The 13,898-nt window shown below is 61.9% G+C and carries 11 protein-coding genes, 4 tRNA genes and 2 pseudogenes; 3 read left to right on the forward strand and 14 right to left on the reverse strand.

The features are described from left to right. Positions 1-120: 120 nt before the first annotated feature. Positions 121-462 carry a COX15/CtaA family protein gene (locus C3418_RS07130; protein WP_244053522.1) on the forward strand — a complete coding sequence of 114 codons (342 nt, stop codon included), beginning with the start codon at positions 121-123 and terminating at the stop codon, positions 460-462. Beyond that, positions 459-1,364 (forward strand): heme o synthase, encoded by a 906-nt coding sequence (gene cyoE, locus C3418_RS07135; RefSeq protein WP_052814414.1) that lies wholly within the window; start codon positions 459-461, stop codon positions 1,362-1,364. Before C3418_RS07130 ends, cyoE begins: the two co-directional genes overlap by 4 nt. Positions 1,365-1,486: 122 nt before the next feature. On the opposite strand, the gene C3418_RS07140 is transcribed toward cyoE, so the two are convergent. The 7 genes and pseudogenes from C3418_RS07140 to nhaC form a co-directional block, all read right to left on the reverse strand. Then, positions 1,487-2,917 carry a gamma-aminobutyraldehyde dehydrogenase gene (locus tag C3418_RS07140; protein ID WP_103858224.1) on the reverse strand — a complete coding sequence of 477 codons (1,431 nt, stop codon included), beginning with the start codon at positions 2,915-2,917 and terminating at the stop codon, positions 1,487-1,489. A gap of 29 nt (positions 2,918-2,946) precedes the next feature. Next, entirely contained in the window at positions 2,947-3,762 is an 816-nt protein-coding gene (locus C3418_RS07145; protein ID WP_103858225.1) for an ABC transporter permease, read from the reverse strand. Between the two features lie 7 nt (positions 3,763-3,769). Further along, positions 3,770-4,738 carry an ABC transporter permease gene (locus tag C3418_RS07150; RefSeq protein ID WP_052814417.1) on the reverse strand — a complete coding sequence of 323 codons (969 nt, stop codon included), beginning with the start codon at positions 4,736-4,738 and terminating at the stop codon, positions 3,770-3,772. After that, the gene (locus C3418_RS07155; RefSeq protein ID WP_103858226.1) at positions 4,735-5,748 is read right to left on the reverse strand and encodes an ABC transporter ATP-binding protein; all 1,014 of its coding nucleotides are present in this window, start codon (positions 5,746-5,748) and stop codon (positions 4,735-4,737) included. Before C3418_RS07155 ends, C3418_RS07150 begins: the two co-directional genes overlap by 4 nt. Before the next feature lie 72 nt (positions 5,749-5,820). Continuing rightward, the gene (locus C3418_RS07160) at positions 5,821-6,966 is read right to left on the reverse strand and encodes an ABC transporter substrate-binding protein (RefSeq protein ID WP_103858227.1); all 1,146 of its coding nucleotides are present in this window, start codon (positions 6,964-6,966) and stop codon (positions 5,821-5,823) included. Positions 6,967-7,162: 196 nt separating this feature from the next. After that, a pseudogene (locus C3418_RS07165) lies at positions 7,163-8,085 on the reverse strand (LysR family transcriptional regulator). 104 nt (positions 8,086-8,189) lie between these two features. Then, complete coding sequence (gene nhaC, locus C3418_RS07170; protein WP_045522095.1) at positions 8,190-9,599, reverse strand: Na+/H+ antiporter NhaC; 1,410 nt, start codon at positions 9,597-9,599, stop codon at positions 8,190-8,192. Positions 9,600-9,898: 299 nt separating this feature from the next. Between nhaC and C3418_RS07175 the strand changes: the two genes are divergently transcribed. Further along, positions 9,899-10,108, forward strand: a complete 210-nt coding sequence (locus tag C3418_RS07175; protein ID WP_052814427.1) for a hypothetical protein — start codon at positions 9,899-9,901, stop codon at positions 10,106-10,108. Here C3418_RS07175 and C3418_RS07180 read toward each other — a convergent pair. The 7 genes and pseudogenes from C3418_RS07180 to glgC all read right to left on the reverse strand — a co-directional run. Next, on the reverse strand, positions 10,105-10,377 hold the full coding sequence (locus tag C3418_RS07180) for a late competence development ComFB family protein (RefSeq protein ID WP_103858241.1): 273 nt from the start codon (positions 10,375-10,377) through the stop codon (positions 10,105-10,107). The genes C3418_RS07175 and C3418_RS07180 overlap by 4 nt on opposite strands. Before the next feature lie 100 nt (positions 10,378-10,477). Further along, a tRNA-Leu gene (locus C3418_RS07185) sits at positions 10,478-10,563 on the reverse strand. A gap of 71 nt (positions 10,564-10,634) precedes the next feature. Next, a tRNA-Leu gene (locus C3418_RS07190) sits at positions 10,635-10,720 on the reverse strand. A 45-nt stretch (positions 10,721-10,765) separates the two neighbouring features. Next, positions 10,766-10,851: transfer RNA gene (locus C3418_RS07195), tRNA-Leu, on the reverse strand. A 55-nt stretch (positions 10,852-10,906) separates the two neighbouring features. Next, positions 10,907-10,992, reverse strand: a tRNA-Leu gene (locus C3418_RS07200). 116 nt (positions 10,993-11,108) lie between these two features. After that, positions 11,109-12,569 (reverse strand): glycogen synthase GlgA, encoded by a 1,461-nt coding sequence (gene glgA / locus C3418_RS07205; protein WP_029314827.1) that lies wholly within the window; start codon positions 12,567-12,569, stop codon positions 11,109-11,111. Then, positions 12,559-13,779: pseudogene (gene glgC, locus C3418_RS07210) on the reverse strand (glucose-1-phosphate adenylyltransferase); the annotation flags it as partial. The gene glgA and the pseudogene glgC, both read right to left, overlap by 11 nt. Positions 13,780-13,898: the final 119 nt, after the last annotated feature.

The raw sequence follows: 13,898 nt of genomic DNA on the forward strand, positions 1-13,898 counted from the left end.
GATTACGACGACATCCTTGATGCCTGCACATCGGCCTGGAAGCACTTTATTGCCGATGTGGAGCGGGTGATGTCACTTTGTAGCCGAGATTGGATAAAACTGACCTAATGTTTAATCCGATTGGTATTCGGCGTGCTGGGCAAGGAGGCGCGCCAGACCATTCACATCGCCCATCGCCTGGGAGCGCTGACCACGGCCTTGCTGGTGGGTGCTTTCGCCCTCGCGCTGCTCTGCCAGCGGTCCCCCTTGAGAGGGTTTGGCTGGTTGTTGCTGGGTCTGCTGACCGTGCAGATTGCCTTGGGATTGGCGAACGTCCATCTGGCCCTGCCGCTGGCCAACGCCCTTGCACACAATCTGGTGGCCGCCCACCTGCTGGCCTGTTGTGTGCTGGCGCGCGGGAGCCTCTCTTTGCCTCATCACGACCCCTTGCCATCCCCTGGGATGGTCAGGAGCCGGACATGAATGGGAGAGGGCGGGTACAGCGCTTCGCCCTCCGCCGGGTGCACGATTATTGTCAGTTGACCAAACCAAAGGTGGTCGCCCTGCTGCTCCTGACCGCCTGGGTGGGCATGCTGCTGGCCGAGCCGACACGCGCCTCTCTGGACGAGATGATACTGGGCCTGGCGGGGATTGGACTGCTCGCTGCCGGGGCGGCGGCCATGAACCATTCTCTGGATAGCGGCATCGATGCCCGGATGCGCAGAACGCGCTGGCGCCCGGTCGCCACGGGACGGATCACGCCGGGGCAGGCGATGAATTTTGCGATCTGTCTGGCACTGTCGGGGTTTGTTCTGCTCCATTGGGGCGTGAATCCCCTGACTGCCTGGCTAACCCTGGCCAGCCTGTTCGGCTATGCGGTCGTCTATACCCTGCTGCTGAAGCGGGCCACATCGCAGAATATCGTCATAGGTGGATTGGCGGGAGCCATGCCACCGCTCTTGGGCTGGACCAGCATCACGGGGCAGCTTTCGGCCGAGCCCTGGCTGCTGGTGATGATCATCTTTACCTGGACGCCGCCCCATTTCTGGTGTTTGGCCATCCACCGGCGCGATGACTATGCCGGTGCCGACATTCCCATGCTGCCGGTCACCCACGGCACCGATTTCACCAAGACAGCCATCCTGCTCTATCTGCTGATCCTGACGCTCGTCTGTCTGCTGCCCTATCTGATCGGCATGTCGGGGCTTGTCTACCTGGTCGGCAGCCTGGGGCTGAACCTTGGATTCTGCTGGCATGGCTGGTTGTTGAAATATGAGGAGCGCCCCGGCCAGGCGATGCGCACCTTCCGTTTCTCCATCTATCACCTGATGCTGCTGTTTGGTCTGCTGATTCTGGATCACCACTGGCTGTGGCGGTTGTCATGATGTTGATGCGGGTCGCGGTCGGGTGAATGGTGACGCTGCGTCGGTGCACAGCAGGGATGCACAGACCTGATGCAAAACAAGATGGCCCCAAGGGGCCATCTTGTTTTCAGGGGGACGGGAGTCTAGAGCTTGACCATGATATGCCGCGGCACCGTGTAGTCCTCCAGCGCGTAGAGGGAGAGATCCTTGCCATAGCCGGACATCTTCATGCCGCCGTGGGGCATCTCGGAGGTGAGCATGAAGTGGGTGTTGATCCAGGTGCAGCCGTACTGCAGGTGGCTGGCTACCTTGCTGGCAAGGCCGAGATCCCGGGTCCAGACCGAGCTGGCGAGGCCGTAGTCCGAGTCGTTGGCCCACTGCACCACCTGCTCGGCGTCGCCAAAGCGGGTCACCGACACCACCGGGCCGAATACCTCCCGGCGCACGATTTCATCCTCCTGACGGGCGTGGGCGATCAGGGTCGGTTCGAAGAAGAAGCCGTGGCCGGGGCGGATCTTGCCCCCCGCCGTCACCTCCACGTGACCGCTGCTCTGGGCCCGCTCCACGAAGCTGGCCACCCGGTTGCGCTGCCGGTCCGAGATGAGCGGCCCCATCTCCACCCCCTCCTCGCGCGGACCGCCCACCTTGATGGAGGCAACCGCCTCGGTCATGGCGGCGACGAACTTGTCGTAGATCTTGCCCTGGGCATAGATGCGGCAAGCGGCTGTGCAATCCTGGCCGGCGTTGTAGAAGCCGAAGGTGCGAATGCCGGCCACCACGGCCTCCAAGTCTGCATCGTCAAAGATGATGACCGGCGCCTTGCCGCCAAGCTCCAGATGGGTGCGCTTCATGGTGCGGGCGGCGCTCTGCAGGATCTTCTGGCCAGTGGCGATGTCACCGGTGAGGGACACCATGCGCACCAGCGGGTGCTCCACCAGCGGCGCCCCCACGCTCTCGCCCCGGCCGCAGACGATGTTGATGACGCCGCGCGGGAAGAGCTCGCTGGCCAGCTCCGCCAGGCGCAGGGCGGTGAGCGGGGTCTGCTCGGAGGGCTTGAGCACCACCGTATTGCCGGCGGCGAGCACGGGGGCCATCTTCCAGGCCGCCATCATCAGCGGATAGTTCCAGGGGGCGATACTGCCCACCACACCGATGGGGTCGCGGCGGATCATGCTGGTGTGCCCCTCGATGTACTCCCCCGCCAGCGGCCCCTGCAGGCAGCGGGCAGCGCCGGCGAAGAAGCGGAAGCAGTCCACTACCGCCGGCAGCTCGTCATTGAGCACCGCCAGATAGGGTTTGCCGCAGTTGAGGGATTCGAGGGCCGCGAACTCCTCGGCGTGGCGCTCGATGGCATCGGCCAGGCGCAGCAGCAGGGTACTGCGGCTCGCCGGGGTGGTGCGGCTCCACTGGGCGAAGGCGCGCTGGGCGCCGTTCACCGCCCGGTTCACCTGCTCGAACGAGGCTTCAGGCACGGAGGCTATGAGCTCCCCGGTGGCCGGGTTGAGGATGGGCTCGGCCTGGCCGTCACCGGTGACGAACTGACCGTCGATCAAAAGTTGGGTAGAGAGTTTCATGGTTGCATCCTTGCGCACGCGTTGAGTCGTTATTTGCCGCTGCCGGAAACGTCCTGGCCGTCGCGGGTGAGGTAGTAGGCAAGCAGAATGGGAATGGTGGTGAAGGCCACTATGATGAGCGCCACCACGTTAGTGACCGGCCTGTCCCGTGGCCGGATCAGCTCCTGATACATCCAGATCGGCAGCGTGGTCTGCTGGCCCGCGGTGAAGGTGGTGACGATCACCTCGTCAAAGCTCAGGGCAAACGCCAGCATGCCCCCCACCAGCAGTGCCGTGGCCAGATTGGGCAGGATCACGTAGCGCAGGGTCTGGAAGCTGTCGGCACCAAGATCCATCGACGCCTCTATGAGGCTCTGGTTGGTGCGGCGAAAGCGCGCCAGGGCATTGTTGTAGACCACCACCACGCAGAAGGTGGCGTGACCGATGACGATGGTCCAGAAGCTGAAAGGGATCTCCATCACCCCGTAGGCGGAGCGCAGCGCGATGCCGGTGACGATGCCGGGCAGGGCGATGGGCAGCACCAGCAACAGCGATACCACCTCCTGGCCGAAGAAGCGGCTGCGTGCGATGGCCCCCGCCGCCAGGGTGCCGAGCACCATGGCGGCCAGCGTCGCCAGTCCCGCTACCTCCAGCGACAGCTGGATCGCGCGCCACACGTCGGGGCGGTTGAGGGTCACCTCGAACCACTTGAGGGTGATGCCGGGGGGCGGGAACTGGTAGCTCTTGCTCTCGCTGGTGAAGGCGTAGAGGAAGATGAACAGGATCGGAAAGTGCAGGAACAGGAGACCGCCGATGGCCGCGTACTTGAGCAGGCCGGAGGGCTGGCTGCCATGGTCCCGCTTCATGGAAGTATTAGAGCGCATCGAAGGCCCCCAGGCGTTTCGCGATGGTCAGGTAGATGGCGATGATGAGGATCGGCACCAGCGAGAAGGCGGCGGCGAAGGGCAGGTTGCCCGCCGTGCCCTGCTGCATGTAGACCACCTGACCTATGTACATGGTGGAGTTGCCTATGATGCTGGGGATGATGTAGTCCCCCAGCGTCAGGGAGAAGGTGAAGATGGAGCCCGCCACCACGCCGGGCAGGGCCAGCGGCAGGATCAGGGTGCGAAAGGTCTGGGTAGGGGTGGCGCCGAGATCGCCGCTCGCCTCCAGCAAGGAGCGCGGGATCCGCTCCACCGCCGCCTGGATGGGCAGGATCATGAAAGGCAGCCAGACGTAGACGAACACGATGAAGGTGCCGATGCGCGAGAACGAGAGCGACGGCCCCCCTATCACCGGCAGCGAGAGGATGGCGTCCAGCAGCCAGTCCAGTCCCAGAGTATCTGCCAGCCAGCTGATGACCCCCTCCTTGGCCAGGATCAGCTTCCAGGCGTAGACCCGTACCAGATAGCTGGACCAGAGCGGCAGCATGATGCCGACGTAGAACAGAGCCCGGGTCTTGCCGCTGGTGTAGCGCGCCATGTAGTAGGCCACCGGAAAGCCGAGCAGGGCGCAGGCCAGGGTCACCAGCAGCGACATGCCGACGGTGCGCAGGATCACGTCCAGGTTCTCAGCCCGCAGCAGGGCAACGAAGTTCTGCAGCCCCAGCTCGTGGCGGATCTGGCCGCTGAACTCGTCCAGTCCGAAGAAGGCGTTGGAGAGCAGCATCAGCAGGGAGCCGACATAGATGATGCCAAGCCAGAGCAGGGGGGGCCCCAGCAGGATGGCCAGCAACAGACCCGGCCGCCCGTAGAGCAGGGTGGAGAGGCGCCGCAGCGGCCGATAGGAGAGGGGGGCAGTGGGTTGGCTCATGGCAAGGCTCGCACTGTGGGGGGCGCTCATGGTTGAGCTCCCTGAGGGGCGGTGTGCAGGCGATGGATCGCCTGCTCCGGCCAGCTGAGGCTGACCCGGGCGCCACGGGGCAGACGGGCCTGGCCCTCGTTGGGGTGGTTGACGATAAGCTCGAGCTGCTCGCCGAGATCGACCCGGTAGCGCACGAAGGGGCCGAGATACTCCACTTCGCGCACCACCCCGGACCAGCCCGGTGTGCCGGCCTCGGCGAGGCGGATCCGCTCCGGGCGCACCATCATCTGCTGAGCATCGCCGCACAGACGGCGGGCCTGCTCCCCCTCGAACAGGTTGACTGTGCCGACGAAGCGGGCGACGAAGGGGGTGGCGGGGGCGTCGTAGATGGTATCCGGCGCGGCGATCTGCTCGATCTTGCCCTGATTGAAGATGCAGATGCGGTCGCTCATGGAGAGCGCCTCCTGCTGATCGTGGGTGACGAAGATGAAGGTGATGCCGAGCTGGCGCTGCAAGGCTTTGAGTTCGAGCTGCATCTGCTCGCGCAGCTTGAGGTCGAGGGCCCCGAGCGGTTCGTCCAGCAGCAGGATGCGCGGCTGGTTGATCAGCGCTCGGGCGATGGCGATGCGCTGGCGCTGGCCGCCGGAGAGCTGGCCCGGCTTGCGGTTGCCGACGCCGGGCAGGCGCACCAGTTCCAGCATCTCGTCCACCTTGCGGTAACGCTCCGCCTTGGCGACGCCCTTGAGCATCAGGCCGTAGCCGATGTTGTCGCGCACATCCATGTTGGGAAACAGGGCGTAGTCCTGAAACACGGTATTGAGGTTGCGATCGTAGGGGGGCACGGTGGAGCAGGGCTCGCCAAACAGCTGGATCTCCCCCTCGCTCGGGTATTCGAAGCCCGCGATCATCCGCAGGCAGGTAGTCTTGCCGGAACCGCTCGGCCCCAGCAGGGTGAAAAACTCGCCGGCCGGGATCTGGAAGGAGATGTCGTCGACCGCCTTCACCTCGCCATAGTGGCGGCTGACCCGGTCAAATTGTACGGCATTCATGGGACGTCCTTGTCTGTGTGGGAAGCGGGCCGGACTCCTGTCCGGCCCCATATCGGCATTTACTGAGGCACCTCAGCGGCCACCCAGGATGGCGATATAGTCCGAAACCCAGCGGTAGTAGGACACGCAGGTTCCCTGGCTCTTGCACTGGGAGACAGGGGTACGCCAGAAGTGAACCCGATCGAAGTTGTCGATGCCGTTGGTCTTGCACCCCTCTTTCCCGAGCAGGGCATTGCCCTCGCAGGCGGCCGGTACCACGGGCACGGAGCCGAACCAGGAGGCGAGATCCCCCTGCAGTTTGTTGTTGAGGGAGTGCTCCAGCCACTGATAGGCACAGGTGAGGTTCTTCGCCTCGCTGTGCACCATGCTGGTATCGGCCCAGCCGGTGACGCCCTCCTTGGGCACCGTCGTGGCGATAGGCTGCTTGTCGGCGATCAGGGTATTGGCCTGGAACGGCCAGGAGCCGGAGGCCACCACCCCCTCGTTCTTGAAGTCGTCGATCTGGACGAAGGCATCGTGCCAGTAGCGTCCCACCAGCTTGCGCTGCTGGCGCAGGAGGTCGAGGGCGGCCTTGTACTGATCCTCGTTCAGCTCGTAGGGATCCTTGATGCCGAGCGCCGGCTGGTGGCTCATCAGATAGAGGGCGGCATCGGCGATGTGGATGGGGCCGTCGAACGCCTGCACCCGCCCCTTGTTGGACTTGCCGTCCGGCAGGGTCTGCTCCTCGAACACCACGTTCCAGGAGTCGGGCGCCTTGGGAAACACCTTGGTGTTGTACATCAAGATGTTGCCGCCCCACTGGTAGGGCACGCCATAGTGCTTGCCGTCTACCGTGTGCCAGGGGGCATTCTGCAGGCGGGGGTCTATCTTGCTGTAGCTCGGGATGAGCGCCAGGTTGAGCACCTGCACCTTGCCACCGGCAATCAGACGCAGACTGGCATCGCCGGAGGTGGTCACCAGATCGAAGCCCCCCTCGTTCATCAGCGCCACCATCTCGTCCGAGGTGGCGGCCGTCTTGACGTTGACCTTGCAGCCGGTCTCTTTCTCGAAGCCGGTCACCCAGTCGTAGTTCTTGTCGGTCTCGCCGCGCTCCACGTAGCCGGCCCAGGCCACGATGTTGAGCTGGCCTTCACCCTTGCCGAGGGTGGTGGGGGCAGCCTGGACCTGGCCTGCCAGCAGGGCGGGGATCAGGGCCAGGGTGAGGGGGGTCAGTTTCATCTTGCTCTCCTTGCTGGGGCGGGCACGGTTGTGATGCCACGCTGACAATTAACATCCTGTTAACCAGTCATGAGCGTAGGAGAAGCCGTGAGCAATGAGAATTTCAATTTTTAGCGGCTTTGGTATCTGTAAAATCGATATCGAGTGCAGATGAATCTGATTTTTTTGCCGGAGTCACGGCTGTTCAGGCTCAGTCCTAGCGGGGGAGGTGCTGGCGGGCCCGCAGCCGGCTCTGATCTCTGGCGATGTCGATGAACTCGCGTGCGGCCCAGTCAAGGCGCGAGCCGCGCCGCCACACCAGACCGATGTCGATGGCGGGGATGGGCTCCTTGATGGCGCGGGCCTCGACCCGCTCCTGCTCCAGCGACCAGGGGCGGTAGGCAAAGTCCGGCAGCAGGGCGAGCCCGAGCTGGCTCGCCACCAGGCTGCGCACCGCTTCCACCGAGGCGGTACGCAGCACGATGCGCGGCGAGATGCCGTAGCGGCGCAGGCCGCCGCCGATGATCTGGTCCAGCTGGTCGGCGGTCAGCGAGATCATGGGCTCCTCGCCGAGCGCCTTGAGGGAGAGGGTCGACTCGGCGCAGAGGGGGGGTTGGCGGCGAGCCAGACCCGCAGCGGCGAGCGGGTCAGCAGCTCGGTATCGAACGCCTCCTGGCGGATGGTGCGGTTGGTCATCAGGATCCCCACATCCACCTCGCCGTTGACGATCTGGTGTTCGAGATAGGGCTGCTCATCCTCCTTCACCTCGATCTGTACCGCCGGGAAGGCGCGGCGAAAGCGGCCGAGCGCTTCCGACAGGTAGTAGCCAGCAACCAGGGTGGTTACGCCTATGGTAAGCCGCCCCTGATCCTGCTGGGCCACCGCCTTGAGGGAGTGGCTGGCTTCGGTCATGGCGCTTAGGATGCGACGGGCGTGCAGCAGAAACTGGTGGCCCTGGGTGGTGAGGCTGACGCCGCGCGGGTTGCGCTCGAACAGGGCGGCGCCGAGCTCGGTCTCCAGCTCGCGGATGGCGCTGGTGACCGCCGACTGGGAGATGTGCAGCTCGGCGGCTGCCCGGCTCACCGAGAAGCTGTCGGCCACCGCCACGAAATAGCGGATCTGGCGAAAGGTGAAGTTCATCTGGGCGTCCTGCCACGTGCGATCAAGGTGAGTGCCAGCTTAACCTCGAATCGCGCCCAGACAAAGGCGCCGTGATGGCGCCTTTGTCGTTGTTTTTACGGAAATTAGCGGGCTGTCACCGCCTCTGTGACCGGTACACGGTTCACTCCCTTGCCCAGATAGGCGAGGGTGATGGTCACAATGATGCAGGTGAAGCTGAGCCACATGTAGGGTAGGTAGTCGAGGGTCGCTACCCCGAGGACCCCGGCCATGAAGATGCCGTTGTCGCTCCAGGGCACCATGCCGCAGGTGAGGGTGCCGCCAAACTCGGCGTTGCGGGAGAGGTTCTTGCGCGCCAGCCCCAGTCTGTCGTAGTTCTTGGCCATGATCTTGGGGGTCAGGATCAGCGATACATACATAGCGGAACCGAACACGTTGGCCAAGAAGGCGGTGCCGATGGTGTGGCTGGTCAGGCTGCCGGCGCTGTTGATGCGCTTCTCGAAGGCACTGGCGATGACGGAGAGGATGCCGACCTTCTCCAGCAGACCGCCGAAGCCCAAGCCGAAGATGATGACGGCCACGGAACCCAGCATGGACTCCATGCCGCCGCGGCCGAGGATGTTGTCGATGAAGTCGACGCCGGAGGTAATGGCAAACGGGCTGTAGGCGGAGTGCATTGCCTTCACCGGATCCATGTCCTGGAAGACGATGGCCCAGACAAGACCCAGCAAGGCGCCGAAGCTGATCACCGGGAAGGCGGGCTTGCGGTTGGCCAACAGGCCCAGCACCAGCACCACGGGCACTATGGCCATGGGGGTGATGTTGAACTGCTTGTCGAGGGCGTCCATCACCAGATTGACCTGCTCCAGGCTGACGTTGCCGGAATACTGCATGCCGACCACGGTGAACAGGGCGGCGGTGATGACGTAGGAGAACAGGCTGATGGGCAGCATCCCCTTGATGTGTTCCATCACGTCGACGTTGGACATGGTCGAGGCCAGCACCACGGAGTCGGAGAGCGGGGAGAGCTTGTCACCGAAGTAGACGCCGGAGAGCACGGCACCGGCTACCAGCGGCGCGGGTACCCCCAGGCTGTGGCCTATACCCATCATGGCGATGCCGGCGGTGGCCGCCGAGCCCCAGGAGGTGCCGGTGGCCAGCGAGGTGAGAGAGCAGATGATCAGGGTCGCCAGCAGGAAGATGGAGGGGTGTATCACCTTGAGGCCGAAGTAGATGATGCTGGGGACGATGCCGCCGGCAATCCAGGTGCCCACCAGGGCACCGACGGAGATCAGTATCAGGATGGCCCCCATCCCCTTGGCGACGCCGTCGACTGCCGCCTGTTCCAGGGATTTGTAATCATGGCCGAGCTTGATGCCGAGTCCCATGATGACGAACCAGGCGATGAACAGTGCCAGCTGGATTGGCAGATCCAGCACGCTGGTGAAGGAGAAGGCCAGGGCCAGGAAAATGGCCAGGCAGGCAAATACTTGCGACATGCCCGGCAATCGGATGTGGTGTTGTTGGTTTTGCATAGACGCTCCCTAAACTCTTGCTCGCCAAGGTCAGCCCCTCTCGTCCTGCGGATGCGTCGATCCCGAGAGGCTTACCAAAAGAGGGCGCAATCTACCATAAAGCGGAGGTGTAAAATCCCTGCTCATTCGGCAAAACAGCTTTAAAATTTTAAAATCCCACAAAATAGTTGATCTAATCGGCATTTTTCACTGTTCAATCGACACCGTTTGATAGCCGGAGATCCATAGGCAAGTTCGATTGCAGATGGCAACACCAAAGATGATAATAGTTATCATTAATCTTTTTCGGACCAATGCCAATGAACTGGATAGCACGCGCTCTGCTCTTGGCCGCCCTTCTGGCGGTGCTGGTCTGGGGTCAGGAGAAGGAATACGGGTTCTGGAGCCTGGGGTTCTTGCTGGCTGCCTGGGTCATGCTGGAACCCAGGCTGAGACCGGTGTTGATCCTGCTGCCGGTTGCGGGAATAACAGGGGTCGTCACTCTGCTCTGGCAGCAGGGTTGGCATTAAGCCTGGCGAGTGGGGACGGCCTGGATCTTGTCGTAGGCCTGGCGCAGGGAGGCGATGACCTTCTTCTCCATCTCGCTGCGTTCGGCGTCTGTCGTGAAGTAGATCATGTCGACATCGTGGCGGATATAGTGGGAAGGAAGCTGGTTGAGTGTCAGGCAGCAGAGGTCTGCCAGCTGATAGGGGGTCAATGTTCGAGCCAACCTCTGTTTTTCTATCTCCTTGAGCACCAGATGCTCATAGAAGTTGTGAATATCGGTATCCAGGATCATGGGAAAACCCCCGTGGTGGCGCAGCATCTTCAACAGCATAGCCATGGGGCATGAAAACACAAAAGGCCCGTTACTCTCGTAACGGGCCTTTGCAGAATAATGGTGCGAAGAGAGGGACTCGAACCCTCACATCCGTGGGACACTAACACCTGAAGCTAGCGCGTCTACCAATTCCGCCACCTTCGCACACTGATTTTCTCCAGCTGGTTTTTAAATGCGGTTGGAGCGCATTTTCTGTGTTTTACATGCCAGAAGCATGGTGCGAAGAGAGGGACTCGAACCCTCACACCCGGGGGGCACTAACACCTGAAGCTAGCGCGTCTACCAATTCCGCCACCTTCGCACATCGGGTTATCAGTCTGGATTTACATGCTGTCTGACAAAAGCATGGTGCGAAGAGAGGGACTCGAACCCTCACACCCGGGGGGCACTAACACCTGAAGCTAGCGCGTCTACCAATTCCGCCACCTTCGCACATCGGGTTATCAGTCTGAATTTACATGCCGTCTGATAAGAGCATGTTGCAGTATGGTGCGAAGAGAGGGACTCGAACCCTCACATCCGTGGGACACTAACACCTGAAGCTAGCGCGTCTACCAATTCCGCCACCTTCGCATCACTGCGGTGGGGGATTCTATAGAGTTTTGGGGGGGCGTCAACAGCCAAAGGGGACTTTTTTCGCTGTTGACGGATAAAGGCGTGCCAAGGGCACAAAACTTCAGCAATCGGCGTCAGACGGTGGCCAGCGCATCCTGATACATCTGTTCGTACAGGATGACGGAGTCTGCCCAGTCGAAGCGGGTGTTCATGGCGTGGTGCTGCACACGGGCAAAACGTGCCGGCTCCTGCAGATAATGGAGCAGGCTGCGGCGCATGGCATCGAGCAAGGTGCTGGCAGTGGGATCGTTGAAGCAGAAACCGGTCGCGTGCGTCGGGTCGGCATCCCAGTCCACGACGGTATCTTTCAATCCGCCGACAGCCCGAACCAGGGGCAGGGTGCCATAGGCCAGACTGTACATCTGGTTGAGCCCGCATGGCTCGAACAGAGAAGGCATCAGGAAGAAGTCGGCGCCGGCCTCCACCAGGTGGGCCAGACGGTCGTCATAGGCATTGATGAAGGCAAACTTGTCGGGATGCTGCTGGGCAATGCTTTGCAACTGGGCGGCGAGAGAGGGATCACCGGAGCCCACGATCACTACCTGGACCTGATGTTGCAAGAACTTGTCTAGCGCCGGGATGAGCAGGTGTACTCCTTTCTGCTCGGTCAGTCGACACACCATGCCATAGATGGGGAGGTTGCCGACGGGGAGCCCCGTCTCCTGCTGCAGGATGCGCTTGCAGGTGTGTTTGCCATCCAGGTTGTCGGCATCATAGGTGGCGGGCAACAGAGGATCGAAGGCGGGATCCCAGTCCTGATAGTCACAGCCGTTGAGGATGCCACGCAGGTCAGCAGCCCGCTGCTGGAATACGCTGGCCATGCCGTGAGCGCCCGGGTGCGTCAGCAGCTCGCTGGCGTAGTTGGGGCTGACCGCATTGATCTTGTCTGCGTAGAGCACACCGCACTTGAGCAGATTGATGTGACCATAGTCGTAGTTGATGCGCTGCTCGTAGTCGTGGATTTCCGGCACGGCCCAGAACTGCTGGCGATCGAATACCCCCTGAAAGGCCGCGTTGTGAATGCTGATGACCGACCGGGTGCGCTGGAAGAAGGGGTTGTGGGCATGACGGGTTTTCAGCAGCAGCGGCAGCAGACCGGTGTGCCAGTCGTTGCAGTGGGCGATGTCGGGAGCGAAACCCAGCTGTTCGCACGCATGCAGAGCCGCCGCGGCTAGAAAGGCAAAGCGTTCACCGTTGTCGGGATAGGCCTGGTTGTTCTCGGCATAGAGCTGGGGGCGGTCGAAATAGTGCGGGCAATCGAGCAGATAGACGCAGATCCCGTCCAGTTCCAGCTGATGGATGCGATAGCTGATATCACTGCGATCCTGGGGGGTGGGGAGCCAGCGCGAGGCGAGGAGGGTGGCCTCGTCCCGGCGCTTGATGGTCTTGTAGAAGGGCATAATGATGCGCACATCGTGCCCCTGACGGGCGAGATGCTGCGGCAGGGCCTTGGCCACATCCGCCAGGCCCCCGGTCTTCACCAGCCCCTCAACCTCCGAGGCTACAAACAGGATTTTCAGTGGGTTAATAGCCAACTCTTGCTCCCTTAGGTACCACGACGATACCGCCTTCGGATACGGTAAACCGCTCTCTGTCATGGTCCAGATTCTCACCGATCACGGTGCCGGGTGCAATTTCAACGTTTTTGTCGATGATGGCGCGGCGAATGGAGCAACCTTCGCCGATTTTCACATCCCCCAGCAGCACGGATTCACTGATGTGGCTGCAGGGGCCTATGTTGCAGCGAAATCCCAGTATGGATCGCTGGATCTGGCTGCCCTGAATGAAGCAGCCACCGGAGATCAGGGAGTTGGCGATCTTGACTTTGCAGTCGTCGGTATCGATGAAGGTGGCGGGGGGCAGGGGCGGGTAATGAGTGTGCAGCGGCCACTTGCGATTGTAGAGAGAGAAGGGGGCATCGTCGGCCACCAGGTCCATGTGTGCCTGCCAGTAAGAGTCGAGCGTCCCCACATCGCGCCAGTAGACGTTGGGCTTCTCGCCCGGGATCACGTTGGTGCTGTAGTCGTAGACGTAGACGGGGGCACGGGGGAACAGGCTGGGAATGATGTCCTTGCCGAAATCGTGACTGGAGTTCTCCTCGGCGGCATCCCGCTTGAGCTCCCGATAGAGGGCCTCGGTCTCGAAGATGTAGTTGCCCATGGAGACCAGGGCCTGGGTGGGGTCGCCGGGGATGTGTTTCGGGTGACGGGGCTTTTCTTCAAAGCCAATCATGCGCCCTTCCTGATCCACCTCGATCACCCCGAAGGCGCTTGCTTCCTCGATGGGCATGCGCAGTGCCGCGACGGTCAGGGCGGCCGCTTTCTGCTTGTGGAAGCTCACCATCTGGCTCACGTCCATCTTGTAGATGTGATCGGAGCCGAAGATGCAGACGTGTTCGGGGTCGGAGATCTCGATGAAGCGCAGGTTCTGGTAAATGGCGTCTGCGGTGCCGTCATACCAACGTTTGCCCATTCGCATCTGGGCCGGAATGGGGTCGATGAAGCGATCCGTGATGCCGACGATGTTCCAGCCCTTCTTCATGTGCAGATAAAGGGACTGGGACTTGAACTGGGTGAGTACATAGATGCGCAGGAAGTCGGCGTTGACGAAGTTGTTGAGCACGAAGTCGATCAACCGGTAACTGCCGCCAAAGGGCACGGAGGGTTTGCTGCGGGTGGTGGTCAGCGGTTGCAGTCGGGTACCTTCACCGCCTGCCAGTATCATGGTGAGTATGCCTGCCATCGTCGTTCTCTCCCTGAGATCATGATGTTGAAAAGGTTTTCATGTTGCTGCGAAAAAAACACCCCTAAAGGGGTGGTGAACGTTTTCTTGGTACCTTAACAGATCCCGTCTGGCACTCTCTA

Origin of the sequence: Aeromonas sp. ASNIH8, from assembly GCF_002919855.1 — a bacterium.
GTDB classification, from domain to species: domain Bacteria; phylum Pseudomonadota; class Gammaproteobacteria; order Enterobacterales; family Aeromonadaceae; genus Aeromonas; species Aeromonas caviae.

Excerpts from the sequence above, each read along its gene's own strand:
- cyoE (WP_052814414.1), top strand. The coding sequence starts at position 459 with ATGAATGGGAGAGGGCGGGTACAGCGCTTCGCCCTCCGCCGGGTGCAC.
- C3418_RS07140 (WP_103858224.1), bottom strand. The coding sequence starts at position 2,917 with ATGAAACTCTCTACCCAACTTTTGATCGACGGTCAGTTCGTCACCGGT.
- C3418_RS07145 (WP_103858225.1), bottom strand. The coding sequence starts at position 3,762 with ATGAAGCGGGACCATGGCAGCCAGCCCTCCGGCCTGCTCAAGTACGCG.
- C3418_RS07150 (WP_052814417.1), bottom strand. The coding sequence starts at position 4,738 with ATGAGCGCCCCCCACAGTGCGAGCCTTGCCATGAGCCAACCCACTGCC.
- C3418_RS07155 (WP_103858226.1), bottom strand. The coding sequence starts at position 5,748 with ATGAATGCCGTACAATTTGACCGGGTCAGCCGCCACTATGGCGAGGTG.
- C3418_RS07160 (WP_103858227.1), bottom strand. The coding sequence starts at position 6,966 with ATGAAACTGACCCCCCTCACCCTGGCCCTGATCCCCGCCCTGCTGGCA.
- nhaC (WP_045522095.1), bottom strand. The coding sequence starts at position 9,599 with ATGCAAAACCAACAACACCACATCCGATTGCCGGGCATGTCGCAAGTA.
- C3418_RS07175 (WP_052814427.1), top strand. The coding sequence starts at position 9,899 with ATGAACTGGATAGCACGCGCTCTGCTCTTGGCCGCCCTTCTGGCGGTG.
- C3418_RS07180 (WP_103858241.1), bottom strand. The coding sequence starts at position 10,377 with ATGATCCTGGATACCGATATTCACAACTTCTATGAGCATCTGGTGCTC.